This window comes from Bifidobacterium sp. MSTE12 (genome assembly GCF_000513015.1).
GTDB classification, from domain to species: Bacteria; Actinomycetota; Actinomycetes; order Actinomycetales; family Bifidobacteriaceae; genus Bifidobacterium; species Bifidobacterium dentium.
The window spans coordinates 118,682-134,805 of record NZ_AZYA01000035.1; the positions used below are offsets into that span (position 1 = coordinate 118,682).

Annotated in this window: 11 protein-coding genes; 8 read left to right on the plus strand and 3 right to left on the minus strand. The window is 58.7% G+C overall.

Annotation, left to right across the window (positions count from 1 at the left end; genetic code table 11):
* Window positions 1-42: 42 nt before the first annotated feature.
* Window positions 43-606, plus strand: a complete 564-nt coding sequence (locus tag HMPREF1494_RS08535) for an ACT domain-containing protein (protein WP_003837726.1) — start codon at window positions 43-45, stop codon at window positions 604-606.
* A 417-nt stretch (window positions 607-1,023) separates the two neighbouring features.
* On the opposite strand, the gene asd is transcribed toward HMPREF1494_RS08535, so the two are convergent.
* Window positions 1,024-2,118 carry an aspartate-semialdehyde dehydrogenase gene (gene asd / locus HMPREF1494_RS08540; protein ID WP_003842815.1) on the minus strand — a complete coding sequence of 365 codons (1,095 nt, stop codon included), beginning with the start codon at window positions 2,116-2,118 and terminating at the stop codon, window positions 1,024-1,026.
* 303 nt (window positions 2,119-2,421) lie between these two features.
* Here asd and HMPREF1494_RS08545 point away from each other — a divergent pair, with 303 nt between their 5' ends.
* Window positions 2,422-3,042: a DUF5701 family protein gene (locus HMPREF1494_RS08545; protein ID WP_003837717.1), complete on the plus strand. Its 621-nt coding sequence runs from the start codon at window positions 2,422-2,424 to the stop codon at window positions 3,040-3,042.
* A 237-nt stretch (window positions 3,043-3,279) separates the two neighbouring features.
* Here HMPREF1494_RS08545 and HMPREF1494_RS08550 read toward each other — a convergent pair whose 3' ends face one another.
* On the minus strand, window positions 3,280-4,800 hold the full coding sequence (locus HMPREF1494_RS08550; RefSeq protein WP_171843641.1) for a metallophosphoesterase: 1,521 nt from the start codon (window positions 4,798-4,800) through the stop codon (window positions 3,280-3,282).
* A gap of 184 nt (window positions 4,801-4,984) precedes the next feature.
* Here HMPREF1494_RS08550 and leuA point away from each other — a divergent pair, with 184 nt between their 5' ends.
* A complete protein-coding gene (leuA, locus tag HMPREF1494_RS08555; protein WP_003837714.1) occupies window positions 4,985-6,895 on the plus strand; it encodes a 2-isopropylmalate synthase in 1,911 nt (636 codons plus the stop codon).
* A gap of 124 nt (window positions 6,896-7,019) precedes the next feature.
* Here leuA and HMPREF1494_RS08560 read toward each other — a convergent pair whose 3' ends face one another.
* Window positions 7,020-8,564 (minus strand): glycoside hydrolase family 43 protein, encoded by a 1,545-nt coding sequence (locus HMPREF1494_RS08560; RefSeq protein ID WP_231495386.1) that lies wholly within the window; start codon window positions 8,562-8,564, stop codon window positions 7,020-7,022.
* A 107-nt stretch (window positions 8,565-8,671) separates the two neighbouring features.
* Between HMPREF1494_RS08560 and HMPREF1494_RS08565 the strand changes: the two genes are divergently transcribed.
* The 5 genes from HMPREF1494_RS08565 (at window position 8,672) to HMPREF1494_RS08585 (ending at window position 16,118) form a co-directional block, all read left to right on the plus strand.
* Window positions 8,672-10,786 (plus strand): family 43 glycosylhydrolase, encoded by a 2,115-nt coding sequence (locus tag HMPREF1494_RS08565; RefSeq protein ID WP_034522111.1) that lies wholly within the window; start codon window positions 8,672-8,674, stop codon window positions 10,784-10,786.
* 98 nt (window positions 10,787-10,884) lie between these two features.
* Window positions 10,885-11,958 (plus strand): LacI family DNA-binding transcriptional regulator, encoded by a 1,074-nt coding sequence (locus HMPREF1494_RS08570; RefSeq protein ID WP_003842810.1) that lies wholly within the window; start codon window positions 10,885-10,887, stop codon window positions 11,956-11,958.
* A gap of 180 nt (window positions 11,959-12,138) precedes the next feature.
* On the plus strand, window positions 12,139-13,161 hold the full coding sequence (locus HMPREF1494_RS08575) for a glycoside hydrolase family 43 protein (protein WP_034522117.1): 1,023 nt from the start codon (window positions 12,139-12,141) through the stop codon (window positions 13,159-13,161).
* A gap of 228 nt (window positions 13,162-13,389) precedes the next feature.
* A complete protein-coding gene (locus HMPREF1494_RS08580; RefSeq protein ID WP_034522119.1) occupies window positions 13,390-14,985 on the plus strand; it encodes an extracellular solute-binding protein in 1,596 nt (531 codons plus the stop codon).
* 149 nt (window positions 14,986-15,134) lie between these two features.
* Window positions 15,135-16,118 carry an ABC transporter permease gene (locus tag HMPREF1494_RS08585; RefSeq protein WP_034522124.1) on the plus strand — a complete coding sequence of 328 codons (984 nt, stop codon included), beginning with the start codon at window positions 15,135-15,137 and terminating at the stop codon, window positions 16,116-16,118.
* Window positions 16,119-16,124 lie beyond the last annotated feature (6 nt).

Genomic DNA, 16,124 nt, shown 5'->3' on the forward strand with positions numbered 1-16,124 from the left:
ACCAGTAAAGCTTCGAAATCACTTGAATCAAAGGTAAGAACAATGAGCGAAAACAACAAGTCCCTGGGCGACCTGTTCCCCGATCTGGGACCGGAAGTGCCGATCATCTCCGGTGTCGCGCATGACAGCACCGAGTCGCTGGCCACTGTGCGTCGTGTACCGAACGAGCCGGGCATGGCCGCCAAGGTGTTCACCATGCTGGCCGAAGCCGGCGTGAACGTCGACATGATCGTGCAGGCCTCCGCCTCCACGGGCACCGCCGACATCTCCTTCACCGTGCCGGGCACCGCCGCGGCCAAGGTGCAGGAAGTGCTGCAGGAGAAGCAGGACGAGCTGGGCTACCAGTCCTTCGACGTCGACGCCAATGTAGGTAAGGTCGCCGTGGTGGGCGTGGGCATGAAAACCCATTCCGGCCTGGCTGCCAAGTTCTTCAACGCGCTGAGCGACGAAGGTGTGAACGTGCTGATGATCTCCACTTCCGAGATCCGCATCGCCGCACTCGTGCCGCTCGGGCAGCTCAACGACGCCGTCAGGGCATTGCATACCGCGTACGGCTTGGATTCCGATCAGGTGGAAGCCGTGGTGTACGGCGGTACCGGCCGCTGAACCGAGTGGCTGTTTTGGCCTCTTTGGTTTCTTTATGAGGTGGGTTTTCGCGCACGATTCGCGAAAGCCCACTTTTTTGTAGGTCGTGTTTTCCGAACCCCAATGTGAAAGCCCCCTAACTATTCTGTGGGGTCACTCCAAAGAGATCGATTCGTCCTTAGGGGGTATTGGGCGTGGATGAAGAGCCTCAAATCGTCGTACCGCTTACGCACGATCCCTTCAAACCCCTTGTTCTGCGAATCATGCATTGCACAACGGCTTCACCGATTATGGCGTTCGTTGCGGCTGCACGCCGGATCGCAAGGCCTGTCATGCCATCTGAATATGCAACTGGGGTCTCTTTATCGGATGCATCCGATAAAGAGACCCCAGCCAGCATCTCTGACGGTCTTCCGCTAGAGATGCGCAGTCATGGAATCACTTCTTGGTGATGTAGCCCAGCGCTTTGAGCATTTCGGCGCTTTCCAACGCTCCGCCGGCGGCGCCGCGCAAGGTGTTGTGCGCCAGTCCCACGAACTTCCAATCGAAGATGGAATCCTCACGCAGACGGCCGATGGAGACGCCCATGCCGCCTTCGTAATCCACATCCTTCTTGACCTGCGGGCGATCGTCTTCGGTCAGGTACTGGATGAACTGCTTCGGGGCGTGCGGCAGACCCAGCTCGGCGGCCTTGCTGGTATAGCTCACCAGACGGTCGACGAGCTCCTCCTTGGTCGGATTCTTGCCGAAATTGATGAACACGGTGGCGGTGTGGCCGTTGAGCACGGGCACACGGATGCACTGCGAAGTGATGCGCAGCGGGCCGTCGAACGGTACGATCTCACCCTGCTCGTCATCCACATGGCCGAAGACCTTGAGCGGTTCCTTCTCGGATTTCGCTTCCTCGCCGGAGATGAACGGAATGATGTTGCCCAGCATTTCCGGCCAATCGTTGAATGTCTTGCCTGCGCCGGAGATGGCCTGATAGGTGCTCACGACGACTTCGCGCGGTTCGAATTCCTTCCACGCGGCGAGAGCCGGCGTATAGGCTTGGATCGAACAGTTCGGCTTGACCGCGATGAAGCCGTGCTTGGTGCCGAGGCGCTTGCGCTGGTGGGCGATCACGTCGTAATGCTCGGGGTTGATCTCCGGTACGACCATCGGCACGTCCGGCGTCCAACGGTGGGCGCTGTTGTTGGACACGACCGGGGTCTCGGTCTTCGCGTATTCCTCTTCGATCGCGCGGATCTCGTCCTTCGGCATGTTCACCGCGGAGAATACGAAATCGACGTCCTTGACCACATCCTCGACGTCGGCCACGTTCTTGACGACCATGTTCTTGACGAATTCCGGCATCGGGGTTTCCATCTTCCAGCGACCGCCGATGGCTTCTTCGTAGGTCTTGCCGGCACTGTGCGCGGACGCGGCAAGGGTGACCACTTCGAACCACGGATGGTTCTCGAGCAGCGTGACGAAGCGCTGCCCGACCATGCCCGTAGCTCCGAGAATGCCGACCTTAATCTTTTCGGACATAACAACCTCTCGCTTGATGATGGAACGGTTCTGCAATTTCGATTGATGTACGCTTGAGGTCGACCAGCCGGCCCCAAACGACGTCGTGGGCGGCCACACGCGTTGTTTAATCTTACGAAATCGCCGGAACAACACCCTTCCGCCTTCCGTATGCTGGTCCGTCGCCCGGTTTGTCCGATTCTGGAGAATCGGACAACTGCGAAGCGGTTCAAGATGTCTGTGTGTCCGATTCTGGAGAATCGGACAAGTTGAGGCCTGCGTCACGGATATAACCGCTCGTGCGCCTTGCGTACACTGGTAAGCATGTCGAAGGCATCAGAAGAAGCGCAGAAGCAGCTGGATCGTATCGTGGCATTGGGCTACCCAGACGTGGCCGATATGTCGGCAGGGGCGTTCCGTGCACTGGCCCGTCCGCTCATCCGTGCACTGGAGGATTCCGATCTGGGTTCCGACATTCTGCTGGTTCCTACGCGCGAGCTGGTTTCGCCCGAATCGTTGATCGCCCGTACGTCAATCAACCGTATGGCGGGCTTCACCACCATGCCTCCGCGTGATATCGCCAGCTTCCTGCCGCAGGACGGCTTCGAGCCGCCGGAGGGACCGTTCTACCTAGTGCTTGAACCGCATACCGGCACCTGCTATATCAACCGTGAGCCGGATGTGGCGCGCAAACTTATCGATTCCGATGAACGCCTGCCCCTTACGTTGGAGGAAGGTCTTGCGATCGCCACCCAGCATCCGGAATGGTTGTTGGAAAAGAACGGCTTTAACCTGCTCGGCTCGCGCAGTGCCGACGGCCGCGTGCCCAGCATCTGGATGAGCCAGAACGCTCCGCGACTGGGTGCGGTCTGGCCGAATTCCCGCCACACCTGGTTGGGCAACGCCTACTGTGTGGCCCGTCGAGGCGTGAGCCTGTTCCACTGAGATGATTCCGTTCGCCGCGGGGCACGGAATATGCCGGAGGCGAAATGCTGTACGGCTGCGGCAGACCGATCGCAAAATCTCCGGATCCGAACCCGGCCCGGCGGCCAGCCGTCCGGCGGGCAAACCGTCGCCCTTTATAAGGCGTCGATGCCAAAGGTGCCAGTCAGGATGAGATTGCAAACATCGCTGCCGGATAGCAATTTAGGGGGGTATTTCATATGGGGAAGTAAAGGCTTGCTACCGCCGAAACAGCTTAAGCGTGGCATGAGCCAGCGCGGCAAGTCCCATCGAGCCCACGCCGATCAGGGTGGCAAATACCTGTGGGCGGCGCAACTCGTTGCGGATGCCGATCAGATCGGTCACGCAGTGGTCTTCGAAGAACACGCGGACTTCGTTGCTGGAATAGCGGCCAACCAGATCGCCCCATGTGAGCATGCGGGTCACATAACCTTGCGGATTGCGTTCGTTGAATTCGAACAGGCGAATGCCGCGCAGTCTCGACTTCGGGCCGTAGGATTCGAATCCGCAGGTCGGTGCATATCCCAAGTCGAGGTCATGCACGTGCCCGACGAACGCGTTTTTATGGTCATGCCCGCAGAACAGTGCAAAATAGCCGCCGGCCTCGCGCAGGGCCTGCACTTCGCCGACGTTGTCGTCCGCGCAGCCGATTGCTTCGCCGAGACGTGAACCTGGCCGGCATAGGTCGTGATCCAGCACGTAGCAGTGCCCTGCGAACTTGCGCGCGCCTTCCACGGCGTTAGGCGTGTATGCCGGCACCTCCCTCAGGCAATCGTAGAACTCCTGCGGCGGAATGTGCTGGAACGCGATCGCCGGCACCGCGCGACCGTCGCCGTTGCGCGCCCCGAACTCGCATTGCACGGTGCGCAGCCACTCGATCGCCTCCGGGGAAGGCGTGCCATAACCGTCGGAATCGGCCAGGTCCCAACCTCGCGAGTTCGAGGCGTATTTCGCGTATGAGGCGATTGATTCATGACCGGCATTGTTGGCGTCGTTGGCGGGCTGTTCCGCGTAATCCCCGGAATTGACCATCATCACGCTCATTGCGATGCGCCCCGATCCATCGGAGGCCTCGATCGGCAGCGCGAATGTACCTGGCTCCAACGCCAGCGGGGAAGATCCGGCAACGGGGTTCATGCATCCGGAAAATTCACGGTAGATGTCATCTTGGTCATCGGCGAGCACGCCGCACTGGAAATCGTGGTTGCCGTAGGTCGCCGCGAACGGAATCCGTGCCTCCAGCGCAGGCCCCAGAAAAGCGGCGAAGGTGTCGCGCACTTTCTGCCGGGCCTCTTCGATCAGTGCGTCCATGGTGGCGCTGTTGATGGATTGCGCCCATGATTCCAGCTTTGATTTCGTGCCGTTGCCATTGCGTCTCACGAGTTTCGGCGAGTCGGTGCCTATGCCGTCGATGGTCCAGTTGTCGTCGGTCGGCTGCGTGTTGAGTAGCGCTTTTGACAGCGGGTGACGTTTGATGCCGCGTAGCTTCGCTTCGAATTCGGTCACCGCACGCACATGCGTTCCCGGTTTTTCGTCACGTCGGCGGAGAAACGTGTCGATGTAGGCCGGGTCATATCCGCGGATCTGGTCGCCGGTGAACACGATGAGGTCGGGATGCGCTTCGTGGATGGCGGCTTCGATGAGCCGAATCGTGTCTTTGCGCACGTTCGGGCCATCCTGGATATCGGCCAGTTGCAGCACGCGGAAGCTGCCGTCGCTGTTGAAACGCAGTGTCATGATGCTCACTGTAATGCGGCAAATCTGGATATGGGGTGAAAGTGGATTCAAAAACGCTGTCATATCCCGAAATGACGATGATTTATGGGGCCCGTTGCCGCTAGGATTAGCCGCAGTGCGAAAAAGTTACACGCACGTAACAATTAAGCCGGCAGGGAGCCGGCGACATCAAAGATAAGGAGGAGTGATGGGTCAGGGTCAATCTTCAGTGTTTGATCTCGCGGCGATCGCCGCAGCGTCCAACGGAGGGAACAACGACCCGCTGCTGCCTCCGGCGCGTTTCATTGGAGCTCCGCAAAAGCCCAGCAAGATGCCGTACAACAAGTACGTTGCATACGATAAGCAGGTGCCGTTTGATTTCCCGGAGCGTACGTGGCCGGGCAAGCGACTGCAGCGTGCACCGCGTTGGTGCTCCGTCGATCTTCGTGACGGCAATCAGGCCCTCGTCAACCCGATGGATTCCGAGCGTAAGCTGCGTTTCTGGAATCTGCTCGTGTCGATGGGGTTCAAAGAGATTGAGGTCGGCTTCCCGTCGGCTTCCGAAACCGATTATGACTTCATCCGCATGCTCATCGAGCGTGAGCTCATTCCGGACGATGTGACCATCGTCGTGCTCACCCAGGCTCGAGAGCACCTGATTCGCAAGACTTATGAATGCCTTAAGGGCGCCAGGCGCGCCGTCGTGCACTTCTACAATTCCGTATCCGTGTTGCAGCGTGAGGTCGTGTTCCGCAAGGACAAGGCCGGCATCAAGAAGCTCGCCACCGATGCGGCCACCCTGTGCAAGGAGCTCGAAGGCGAGGCCGAGGGCATCGACCTGTACTATGAGTACTCGCCGGAATCCTTCACCGGCACCGAGCCGGAATATGCCGTCGAGGTGTGCAATGCGGTGATCGACGTGATCAAGCCGACGCCGGAACATCCGATGATCATCAATCTGCCGGCAACGGTGGAGATGACCACTCCGAACGTATTCGCCGACGAAGTGGAGTACGTGTCCAACAACCTCGTGCCGCGCGATGCCGTGGTGCTCTCCCTGCACCCGCATAACGACGGGGGCATGGGCGTGGCCGCCACCGAACTGGCCGTGCTGGCCGGCGCTGACCGTGTGGAGGGTTGCCTGCTCGGCAACGGTGAGCGCACCGGCAACGTCGATCTGGTCACTTTGGGTCTGAACTTCCTGACCCAGGGCATCGATCCGCAGATCGACTACTCCAACGTGCCGGAAATCCGCAAGACGGTCGAATACTGCAACCAGCTGAAGATTTCCGAGCGTCATCCGTACGCCGGTAATTTCGTGTTCACCGCATTCTCCGGTTCGCATCAGGACGCCATCAAGAAGGGTCTCGAAGCCCGTCAGATGGCGGCCGACCGTGCTGGCGCCGATCTGGACAGCTTCGTGTGGCTCGTGCCGTACCTGCCGATTGATCCGAAGGATATCGGCCGTACCTATGAGGCCATCATTCGTGTGAATTCCCAGTCCGGCAAGGGCGGCATGGCCTACTTGCTCAAGGCCAACCATAACCTTGATCTGCCGAAGCGCCTGCAGGTTGAGTTCGACAAGGTCGTGCAGGCCTATGCCGATGAGACCAAGAAGGAAGTCAAGGACGAGGACATCTGGCGTCTGTTCAAGGACGAGTACCTGCCGGTCGAAGAGTCCGGTGCCACCGCCGCGGGCGTTGTGGTCGGCGACAGCAAGGATGAGTCCCTCGAGCAGTGGGGCCGTCTGAAGCTGCTCAAGGTGTCCGTCTCCTCCGGTGAGGATGGCTCCGATACCGTGCTCAAGGCCAGGATTCTCGACCGTGGCGTGAACGTCGGCGTCGACGAGCCCATTGAGCGCGAGGTGTCCGGCATGGGCAACGGTCCGATCGCCGCGTTCCTCAATGCCGTGAGCAACTTCGGCATCACCGCCTCCATCATGGACTACGTCGAGCACACCATGTCCGTCGGCACCGACGCCATGGCCGCCTCCTACGTGGAGTGCCAGATCGGTGAGGAAGAGGACACGCAGATCGTGTGGGGCGTCGGCATCGACACTTCCATCGTGACCAGCTCGCTGAAGGCCATCATCTCGGCCATCAACCGTTCCGAGCGCTGAGTTCCGACGGTATAGGCCAGGCCGGGCTTAAGGCTCGCAATGCAGGTGGGGGCTTCCGGAAACACTCCGGAAGCCCCCACTGTTCGTTGATCGGCTTTGATTGTGGCCGGTTTGATGCGGGGAATCAGACCTGTGAACCCCATACGCATGTGTTGCCGCCGATTGCGGTGAACGTCATGACCGATTTGAGGTCGGTTTCGCGCGGTAGCTGGGCGAAGTCGCCTTGGTATTCGGTGCCGTCGATGGTGATGGTCATCTGGTTGGAGTCCTTGTTGAAGCTCCAGGTGCCGGTTTTGTCGCCGCTCACCTTGCCGCCGCTTTCCAGCTTGATGGTGATGGGCTCGTCGACGCCCTTGTACGGGTACTTGCCGTCTTTCGCGGTGCCGTTGGAGCCTTGGAAGAACGTGGTCGGATCGTGCACCACGAATTCGTATTCACCGGTGAGCTGGCTTTCCTGGTAGCCTTTGGCGTTGGCCTTCACCCCGGTGTATTCGTATGGTGCGGCCACGAGCCAGCCGTCAGCGGTGGTCAGCAGTTCGCGTACGCGTACCTCATGCTCCTCGTTGCGGTTGGAGAAGCGAGTGTGGTATACGACATATGCGGTGCCGTCCTCGTCCACGAACGCAGAGTTGTGCCCCTGCGCCACTTCGATGTTGGCGTTGTCGTTGCCGCTCCATTCCACTGAGCCCATGAGCCTGATTCCGGTCTTGAGGGTCCAGTTGCTGCCGATGGTTTCGGTGGAGACCGCATTGTTGCCGTCTTCGTCCACGTATGGGCCGGTGATGTTCTTCGAGCGGAATTCGCGGATCTGATAGCCGCCCTGTTGTTGCAGCGCGCCGTAGGAGACGAACAGGTACCAGTAGTCGCCCTGCTTCATGATGTAGGAGCCTTCGCCGGAGTTGCCATGGCCTCCTGCGATTTTGATGCCGTAATACTGATCGGTTTCGTCTTTGGCGGTTTCGTAAGTGGTGGTGTAGTCGCGAAGGCCGGTCGATGCGTCGAGTTTCAGTGCCCACAGTCCGCCGAACCAAGAGCCGAACGTCATCCAGAGACTGCCGTCGTCGTCATATTTGACGCTTGGATCGATGGCGTTGATTTCCGTATCTCCGGGGGAGAGGTATCGTGTCGGCACTTCGCTACTGCCGAGTACTTTCGGCACGTCGGTTTTGGCTACGGTGTCGTCTCGGAAACCGGAATAGACGACTGGTCCGACGAGCGTCCAGTCTCCTTCGATCGTGTCGGCGGTGAGCAGCACGATTGCGGATTTGTAGTTGATGCCGTTGACTGACATGTACATGTACCATTTCTTCATGGCCTTGTTGTAGATGACGTCCGGCGCCCACATGTTGCCGGTCAGGTCGGAGTTGGCCGGTTGCTTGGGCCATTCCTCCCAGAAATCTCCGAGGATCTTCTTGTAGTCGGTGCTCAGATTGTTGGTGAACGATTCCCAGTTCACCAGATCGTCGCTTTTCAGCCAGGCGCGATGTGAGCCGAAGATATAGTATTTGCCGTCCGCTTCGACGATGGATGGGTCGTGTGACGAGCCTCGTTTGATGTCGGATGTTGTGTTCACGATTGGCTTCTCTCCGGAGCTGGTTCCCGAGCAGCCCGCCGCGGTGCCCAACAGCATCGCTGCGGCAATGATCGCAGCTATGGTTTTGCGGATCATCTGGGATGTTCCCTTCTTGATAGCGGTGACGATGTCAATTTGTACAACGTTGTAATATGCGCTATAGTACATCGTTGTAAATGAATTGTCCACTGAAGGGGTGTCCCATGTCGGCCAACTATGCTCTGCTGTGTTACACGCGTGCAGCCACCAGTCGTGAAGAGGCGAACAACGAGGACATCGCCTATAGCGTGCACCTTGCGCTGCGTTCCCAGATCACTGGCAAATGGGAACCTCTGAACGAAAACTATGGCATCTTCTTCCCCGCCGGCGTACCGATTGCGGCAGCCACTGAGAGCTCGCGCCGCGCGTGCAGAGCCGCCGTACGCTTCGGCACCGAACCATTCGATGGCCCGCGGCCCGCCAGCGACGCCGTAAGATATGACGCGGTGATGCCCGGTGTCGACATCACCCTCAAATCCCTGTGTGACCCGTACCTGTTCCGTCTGCAGGATGGACGCTTCGCCATCGCAGCCACGCGTACCAATCGCGAAGGAACGCCCGACGGATCGGAAAAGTCGGCGTTTCTGTTGGCCGTCAGCGGCGACCTGACATCCTTCATCCAGCCGGGGCTGGTGCTGTTGCGCACGGAGAACGGCGTCAATCACCCATCCGTCACGTTCGACGAGACCGCCGCACGCTATGTGATCACCTTTACGGGCGATGATGGCCGTTCGTATTCCGCGCAGACGGAGGATATCGTCGCGTCCGCGCGTTCCGGTGAGCCTTTAGACGTTACGGAAAATGTGCAGGCGTCGGAACGCCACCATTCCTTCGATTGCGACATTCCGGACGCCGTGCCCGGCAACGTCATCTCGGTTACCGAGGACGAAGCCAAGCACCTGATTGCGCGGTTTGGCCGTGTATACAATGTTGCGGCCACTGTGCCACCGCAACATATCAACGCCCTGAGCGGCGGCGAAGATGCCCGTGGCGCCGTCATGGCATTGACCCGTACTCGTGCCGAACTCGTCTACAGCGACGGTTCCACCGCTACCCGCGCAGTGAACTGGAACCGGGAACAGCTTGAGACCATTGCGAGGGAAGCTTCGGAAGGCAAGCTACGCGCCGGCGAATCCCGTACTGTGGAAGGCAAGATCCGTCAGACCGTCTACCCGGTGCCTTTCGCCGTGGAACGTGCCGACCCGTCAGTGTTCGCGTGGAATTTCAATGGCAAGCCAATGTTCATGTTCATCGCTACCGACGATACCGACGGCAATTGCATAGACCCGAATAATGGCGCCACCCACATGCCGCTACGCGTCGCCGACTCCATCGAGGAACTGTCCGACGTGGCGGGCGGACGCGCCAAGGAGATCGATCTGCTCACATGCGGCGATCTGAATTCCGAAGGTCGCGAGATGACCGGTTGCTTCTGGGCGCCGGAATTGCATGTCATCGGCGGCAAGCTGTCCATTCTGTTCATGCCGTGTTTCGACGGACCTTCCGTCAATCCGGACGGTACGCCGAACGACCGTGCAGGTAAGCCGGACATGTGGACGGGAAGTTGCCACATCATGCAGCTCAAACAGCATTCCGATGGCACGGATTTCGACCCACGCGAGCCGGAGAACTGGACTGTTCCGCAGCCGATTCTCGATCCGGATGGCGCAACGCTCAACCCAATCCAGCGCATTTCGCTTGACATGACCGTCATCGTCGATTCCGGGCGTTGGTATTACGCGTGGCAGCAGGTCGGCAGCATCTGGATCGCAAGCTTCGACCCGTCGAATCCGACCAGGCTCACCAGCCGTCCGACGCAGATCATCGTGCCGGAATTCGCGTGGGACAACATGATCGCCGAAGGGCCGAACGCCTTCGTGCATGACGGCAAGATCTACCTGATCTACTCGGGATCGCTTGTCGGCATCGACTATACGACCGGTCTGGCGACTGCTCCGGCGGGGCAGCGCATTGACCTGACCGACCCCGCCAATTGGACGAAGCTCGACTATCCGCTGCAGAAGTCCGGTCCGTATAACGGCCAGTGGCAGCTCGGCACCGGTCACGGCATGTGGTCGCATGATGAGGACGGCAATCTCATCTATGTGTTCCATAACGCGGAATATGAGCACGGTCGGTACGGTGGCCGTGACGCCCAGGTGCGTCGGGTGCACTGGTCCGCGGAGGGAATGCCGATCTTGGATATGGATTCTGCGGAAGAGCTTAATCCGGATTATGCTTATGTAACGATGCAAATCAACGTTTCCGACGCTGACTGATTCCATCCGCCACAAGGGGTACATCGTTTGGCGGGCGGAGTGACGAAGCCTGTCGGGGCGGTGGCCGGTTGGCTAGAACATTTGAAAAAGGGGAACGTATGTCGAGGCAGACTGGGTCCAACGGCGAGCATGTCGTAACCATGCGTGAAGTGGCCAAGGCGGCCGGCGTGTCCATCAAGACCGTGTCGAATGTGGTCAACGACTATGAGTTCGTCTCTCAGGCCACTCGCGACAAGGTGAACAGGGCCATCGATGAGCTTGGCTATACCGTCAATGTGTCCGCACGTAATTTGCGTACGGGGCAGACGGGCATCATCGGTCTGGCCATTCCGGATCTGCAGATGCCGTATTTCGCACAGCTTTCGTCATTGGTCATAGAGGAAGCCAAGAAACTTGGCTTGCGTGTGATCGTGGAGCCTACGCTGTATTCGCGCGAAGGTGAGATCGATGCGTTGCACGGCTCCCAGCAGACCATGATTGACGGTCTGATCTACAGCCCGCTCGAACTCGATCAGGATGACGTCGACCAATTGAAGGTGGATTATCCGCTGGTGCTGATCGGAGAACGCATCTTCACGGATTTGGTCGATCATATCGCCACTGAGAACGTGGAGGGTGCCAAGCGTGCCACTTCCTACCTGTTGCAGACCGGGTGCAGGCGTGTGGCCGTGGTCGGCGTTCATCCGGGGGAGAAGGTCGGCTCCGCCGCACTACGTTACCGAGGTTATCGTGAGGCGTTGGAAGAGGCCGGCGTGGAATTCGATGAGCGGCTCGTGGTCTCGTCCGGTATGTGGCACCGTAGTGACGGCGTGAAGGCCATGAACTCACTGTTCGATTCCGGTGTGATTCCCGACGGCGTTGTTGCATTGAACGATATGCTTGCCTCCGGCGTGATGCATGCCATTCAGATGCACGATTATCGGATTCCTGAGGATATTTCCGTGATCGGTTTCGATAATTCCGACGATTCCCAGTATCTTTCGCCGGCGTTGACGTCGATTGACCCGGGACTTGAGGCGGTTGCGAGACTTTCCGTCAAAGTGTTGAAGGAACGCATCGACGGACGTGAACCGAACGGCGAACACCCGGGGCGCAAGGTGTTCCGCAAGGTGTCCTCGTCCCTGGTGATGCGCCAGTCCACCAAGCTTCCGCAGGAATCGTTGGTGGTCTGAGCCTTTTTCGGTAAGGGCCGGCCTGTGCATGATCGAATGTCATGTGCGGGCCGGCTTTGTTGTTTGGGAGGAATAGGTACCGCAACACTCCACGACAACGACGCGATTTTGTACAACGATGTAATAGTGGTATATTCAACGTTGTAAATTACTGGAACAGCGGATTGAAAAGGAATAAACATGGCTGTTTACAACAATCCGATCGTGCTTCAGCGCGCAGATCCCTGGGTGCTTAAGGTTGACGGCGAGTATTACTTCACCGGCTCCGATCCGGAATACAACTGCATCGCCATTCGTCATGCGTCGACCATCAACGACCTGCAGAAGGCGCCGGAGACCGTGGTATGGCGCAAGCATGAATCCGGTCCGGCCAGCATCTACATCTGGGCGCCGGAACTGCATCGCATCAATGGTGCATGGTATATCTATTTCGCTGGTGCGGCAACGGATTTCGAGACCTCGGGACTGCCGACGCATCGTATGTTCGTGCTGGAGAACACCGATGACGACCCCACTTCCGACAACTGGGTCGAGAAGGGGCAGATCGTCACTCCGGTCGACTCCTTCTCCCTTGATGCCACCACCGAAGTGATCGATGGCGTGCAGTATCTGGTATGGGCTCAGAAGGATCCGGCGATCGAGGGCAATTCCAACCTGTATATCGCCAAGATGACCAATCCTTGGACGTTGGAAAGCGAACCGGTGATGCTCACCAAGCCGGAATACGATTGGGAGTGCATCGACTTCCTCGTCAACGAAGGTCCGGCCTTCCTGTTCCATGAGAACAAGATCTACATCACCTATTCCGCTTCCGGCACGGGCGTTCCGTACGCCGTGGGCCTGCTGACCGCCGAGCGTGGCTCCGATTTGCTGGACAAGGCCTCCTGGACCAAGAGCCCGGTGCCGGTGTTCAAGACCTGCGCCGAGCACGGTCAGTACGGTCCGGGGCATAACTCCTTCACCAAGTCGGAGGATGGTGCCGATGATCTGATGGTCTACCACTGCCGCAACTACACGGAGATCGCCGGGGATCCGCTGTTCGACCCGAACCGTCACGCCCGCGTCGGCGTGGTGAAATGGACCGAGGATGGCCCTGACTTCGGCGTTCCGGAGCCCGACAATCTGTGGACCCCGACCACGACCGACGTGCTGCCCGCCGATGGCGGAGCGCTCGCGGGAACTCCTGCGGTGCGCCGATCATAGGGCACCCATAACTGGATGGGGGCATGGGGAAATGGCTTGTCGTCCGGTGTGTCATCAATTTGTACAACGATAGAAAAAGCTGTATAATCAAAATTACAACGTTGCAAATGGCATCGCAGCTGAACATGGCGCGCGGACGGGAACGGTGAACAACGAAGTCGGGTCCGCCGCCACATGCAATGTTTGAGGATAAGGAATCTTGGGAGACCAAGAGATAAGGAGAAATCCATGAAGATCAAGAAGAGCACCAAGGCTCTCGCGGCGGCGGCCTCCCTGGCCATGCTGTCCACCGTTGGCCTGTCCGCCTGCGGTGGCTCCGATTCCGGCGAGACCGACTCCAACGGCAAGCCGATCATCCGCGTCGCGCTGATCAAGCGCAGCACCCAGATCGAAGCCAAGGAAATGAAGCTTCAGAAGGATCTCGAGGCCGCCTGCGACTGCACCATCAAGTGGGATGAGATTCTCGACACCCAGTGGTCCCAGCAGGCCTCCACCGTGCTGGCGTCCGGCGACGTCGCCGACATCACCGTGTGGGGCTACAACTCTTCCAACTTCGCCCAGTACGACTACTGGGAGGACCTGAGCGACGATCTCGACCAGATGCCGAACGTTCAGGCGTACTTCAAGGAGGTCCCGAACGCCAAGAAGTTCGGCTCCGACATCGATGGACACGTGTGGCAGGTCCCGTCCGACTACGGCAACGCCTCCGGCGCCAAGTGGTCTTCCGGCCAGAACCTCATGATCAACAAGTCCTGGCTCGAGAAGCTCGGCCTCGAGGTTCCGAAGACCTGGGATGACCTGACCAAGGTCCTCACCGCCTTCAAGAACGACGATCCGAACGGCAACGGCGAAGCCGACGAAATCCCGATGCTGATCAACCAGCTCGGCACCGCCGGATTCAACTGGTGGGATCCGTTCCTGCTGCTCAACGGTACCGGCCTGAACACCCAGATGATCGCCAACGGCAATCAGGGCATCTACATCAAGGACGGCAAGATCGGCAACTTCATGATCACCGACAACTTCCGTCAGGTCATCGAATACTACCACTCCCTGATCGAGCAGGGCCTCATGCCGAAGGACATCCTGACCCGTGACAGCTCCCAGAACAGCGCCGACATCTCCAACGACGGCAAGACCGCAAAGGTCGGCCTGATCTTCGGCTGGAACACCGGCAACTTCGGCGACCTGAAGGACCAGTACGAGTCCATCGAGGTGCCGGCCGCCCCGGGCGTCTCCTATGAGGAGACCACCTGGGAACCGCAGTTCGAAGATATCTACAACGGTGCCTGCGTCAAGGCCGGCCTGGATGACGAACACAAGGCGGCCGCTCTGAAGATCATCAACAAGTGGATTGAGCCGGATACCTCCATGGAGTCCTATTACGGCGATCTCGACAAGTACATCTCCAACGAGGGCGACGGCAAGTACAAGGTCATCGAATTCCAGAAGGATCTGTCCACCTACGGTCTGGCAGACCGTGGCCTGACCTACGTGTCCGATGACATGTCCGTCGAAGGCGACGAGGACAAGGCTCTCGCCGAGAAGGACGGCAAGACCTACGAGACCCAGCAGTCCCACATCGGCGACAAGGACCTCATCCCGGCCTACGTCCGCCTGTCCGCTGAAGACAACACCACTGTGTCCAACAACAACTCCAACATCTTCAACTACGCCATGCCGTTGATCTCCACCTGGATTCAGGATGGCGGCCTGACCGACGCGAAGTGGAACGAGTACGTTGACACCATGAAGCAGCAGGGCGTCGATGAGAACGTCAAGCTCTGGCAGAAGTGGTACGACAAGACCATGGCCGAAGAGTAAGCCAGGTTCCCTACCGACATTCCCACATAACCAGCCCTCCCTCGCGGTGAGCATCAATCCGCAAGCCAGCGGGGGAGGGCCATACATTGTTCACGTTTCGTATCTTCAAACTTCATTTCCGGCGATTGTCCGGACAACCCAAGAGAGGGATGGATATGGCTGTTTCGCAAATCGCAGTATCCGCGTCGAACGCAGACGTCCCGGACAACGACTACATCGCCAAGCACAAGCCCCTGCCGATCCGCATCGGTACTCATCTTCGTCGCTACTGGCAGCTGTGGCTCATGGCCCTGCCGGCAATGGTATTCGTGTTCATCTTCGCCTACATTCCAATGTATGGCATCCAGCTGGCCTTCCGCGAGTTCGTTCCGCGCAAAGGCCTGACCGGCGGCACTTTCGTCGGCCTGAAATATTTCAACAAGTTCTTCCAGTCCCCGCAGTTCGCCAACCTGATGCGCAACACCATCAGCATCAGCCTGTGGACCCTCGTGATGGGTTTCATCTGCCCGATCATCCTGGCCCTGCTCATCAACCAGCTCGGTTCCAAGAAGATCAAGGGCTTCGTGCAGACCATCACCTACATGCCGCACTTCATCTCCACCGTGGTCATCGTCTCGATGATCAGCATCTTCCTGAACCCGACTTCCGGCTTCATCGGCCGCTTCCTCAACGAGGACGGCAAGAGCATCCTGGGTGATCCGAATCTGTTCACTCCGATTTACTGGATCACCGAAGTCTGGCAGCATTGCGGCTGGAATTCCATCATTTACCTGGCCGCACTGGCCGGCGTCGACACCGCTCTGTATGAGGCCGCCAAGATGGATGGCGCGAGTCGTCTGCAGCTCATCCGCTACGTCGACATCCCGGCCATCCTGCCTACCTGCGGCGTGCTGCTCATCCTCAACATGGGCTCCGTACTGAACGTCGGCTTCGAAAAGGTCTTCCTGATGCAGAACTCGCTGAATCTGAGCTCCTCCGAAGTCATCTCGACCTTCGTGTACAAGATGGGCTTCGTCAGTAACCAGTACAGCTATTCGACGGCAATCGGCCTGTTCAACACGTTGATCAACTTCGTGTTCCTCGTCATGGCCAACGCGATTTCCAAGCGCGTGTCCGATACCAGCATCTTCTAACGGTCG

What these genes read in the sequence shown, in the direction of transcription:
- HMPREF1494_RS08575 (WP_034522117.1), top strand. Translation starts at nt 12,139, where the DNA reads ATGGCTGTTTACAACAATCCGATCGTGCTTCAGCGCGCAGATCCCTGG.
- HMPREF1494_RS08535 (WP_003837726.1), top strand. Translation starts at nt 43, where the DNA reads ATGAGCGAAAACAACAAGTCCCTGGGCGACCTGTTCCCCGATCTGGGA.
- HMPREF1494_RS08545 (WP_003837717.1), top strand. Translation starts at nt 2,422, where the DNA reads ATGTCGAAGGCATCAGAAGAAGCGCAGAAGCAGCTGGATCGTATCGTG.
- leuA (WP_003837714.1), top strand. Translation starts at nt 4,985, where the DNA reads ATGGGTCAGGGTCAATCTTCAGTGTTTGATCTCGCGGCGATCGCCGCA.
- HMPREF1494_RS08580 (WP_034522119.1), top strand. Translation starts at nt 13,390, where the DNA reads ATGAAGATCAAGAAGAGCACCAAGGCTCTCGCGGCGGCGGCCTCCCTG.
- asd (WP_003842815.1), bottom strand. Translation starts at nt 2,118, where the DNA reads ATGTCCGAAAAGATTAAGGTCGGCATTCTCGGAGCTACGGGCATGGTC.
- HMPREF1494_RS08565 (WP_034522111.1), top strand. Translation starts at nt 8,672, where the DNA reads ATGTCGGCCAACTATGCTCTGCTGTGTTACACGCGTGCAGCCACCAGT.
- HMPREF1494_RS08560 (WP_231495386.1), bottom strand. Translation starts at nt 8,564, where the DNA reads ATGATCCGCAAAACCATAGCTGCGATCATTGCCGCAGCGATGCTGTTG.
- HMPREF1494_RS08570 (WP_003842810.1), top strand. Translation starts at nt 10,885, where the DNA reads ATGTCGAGGCAGACTGGGTCCAACGGCGAGCATGTCGTAACCATGCGT.
- HMPREF1494_RS08585 (WP_034522124.1), top strand. Translation starts at nt 15,135, where the DNA reads ATGGATATGGCTGTTTCGCAAATCGCAGTATCCGCGTCGAACGCAGAC.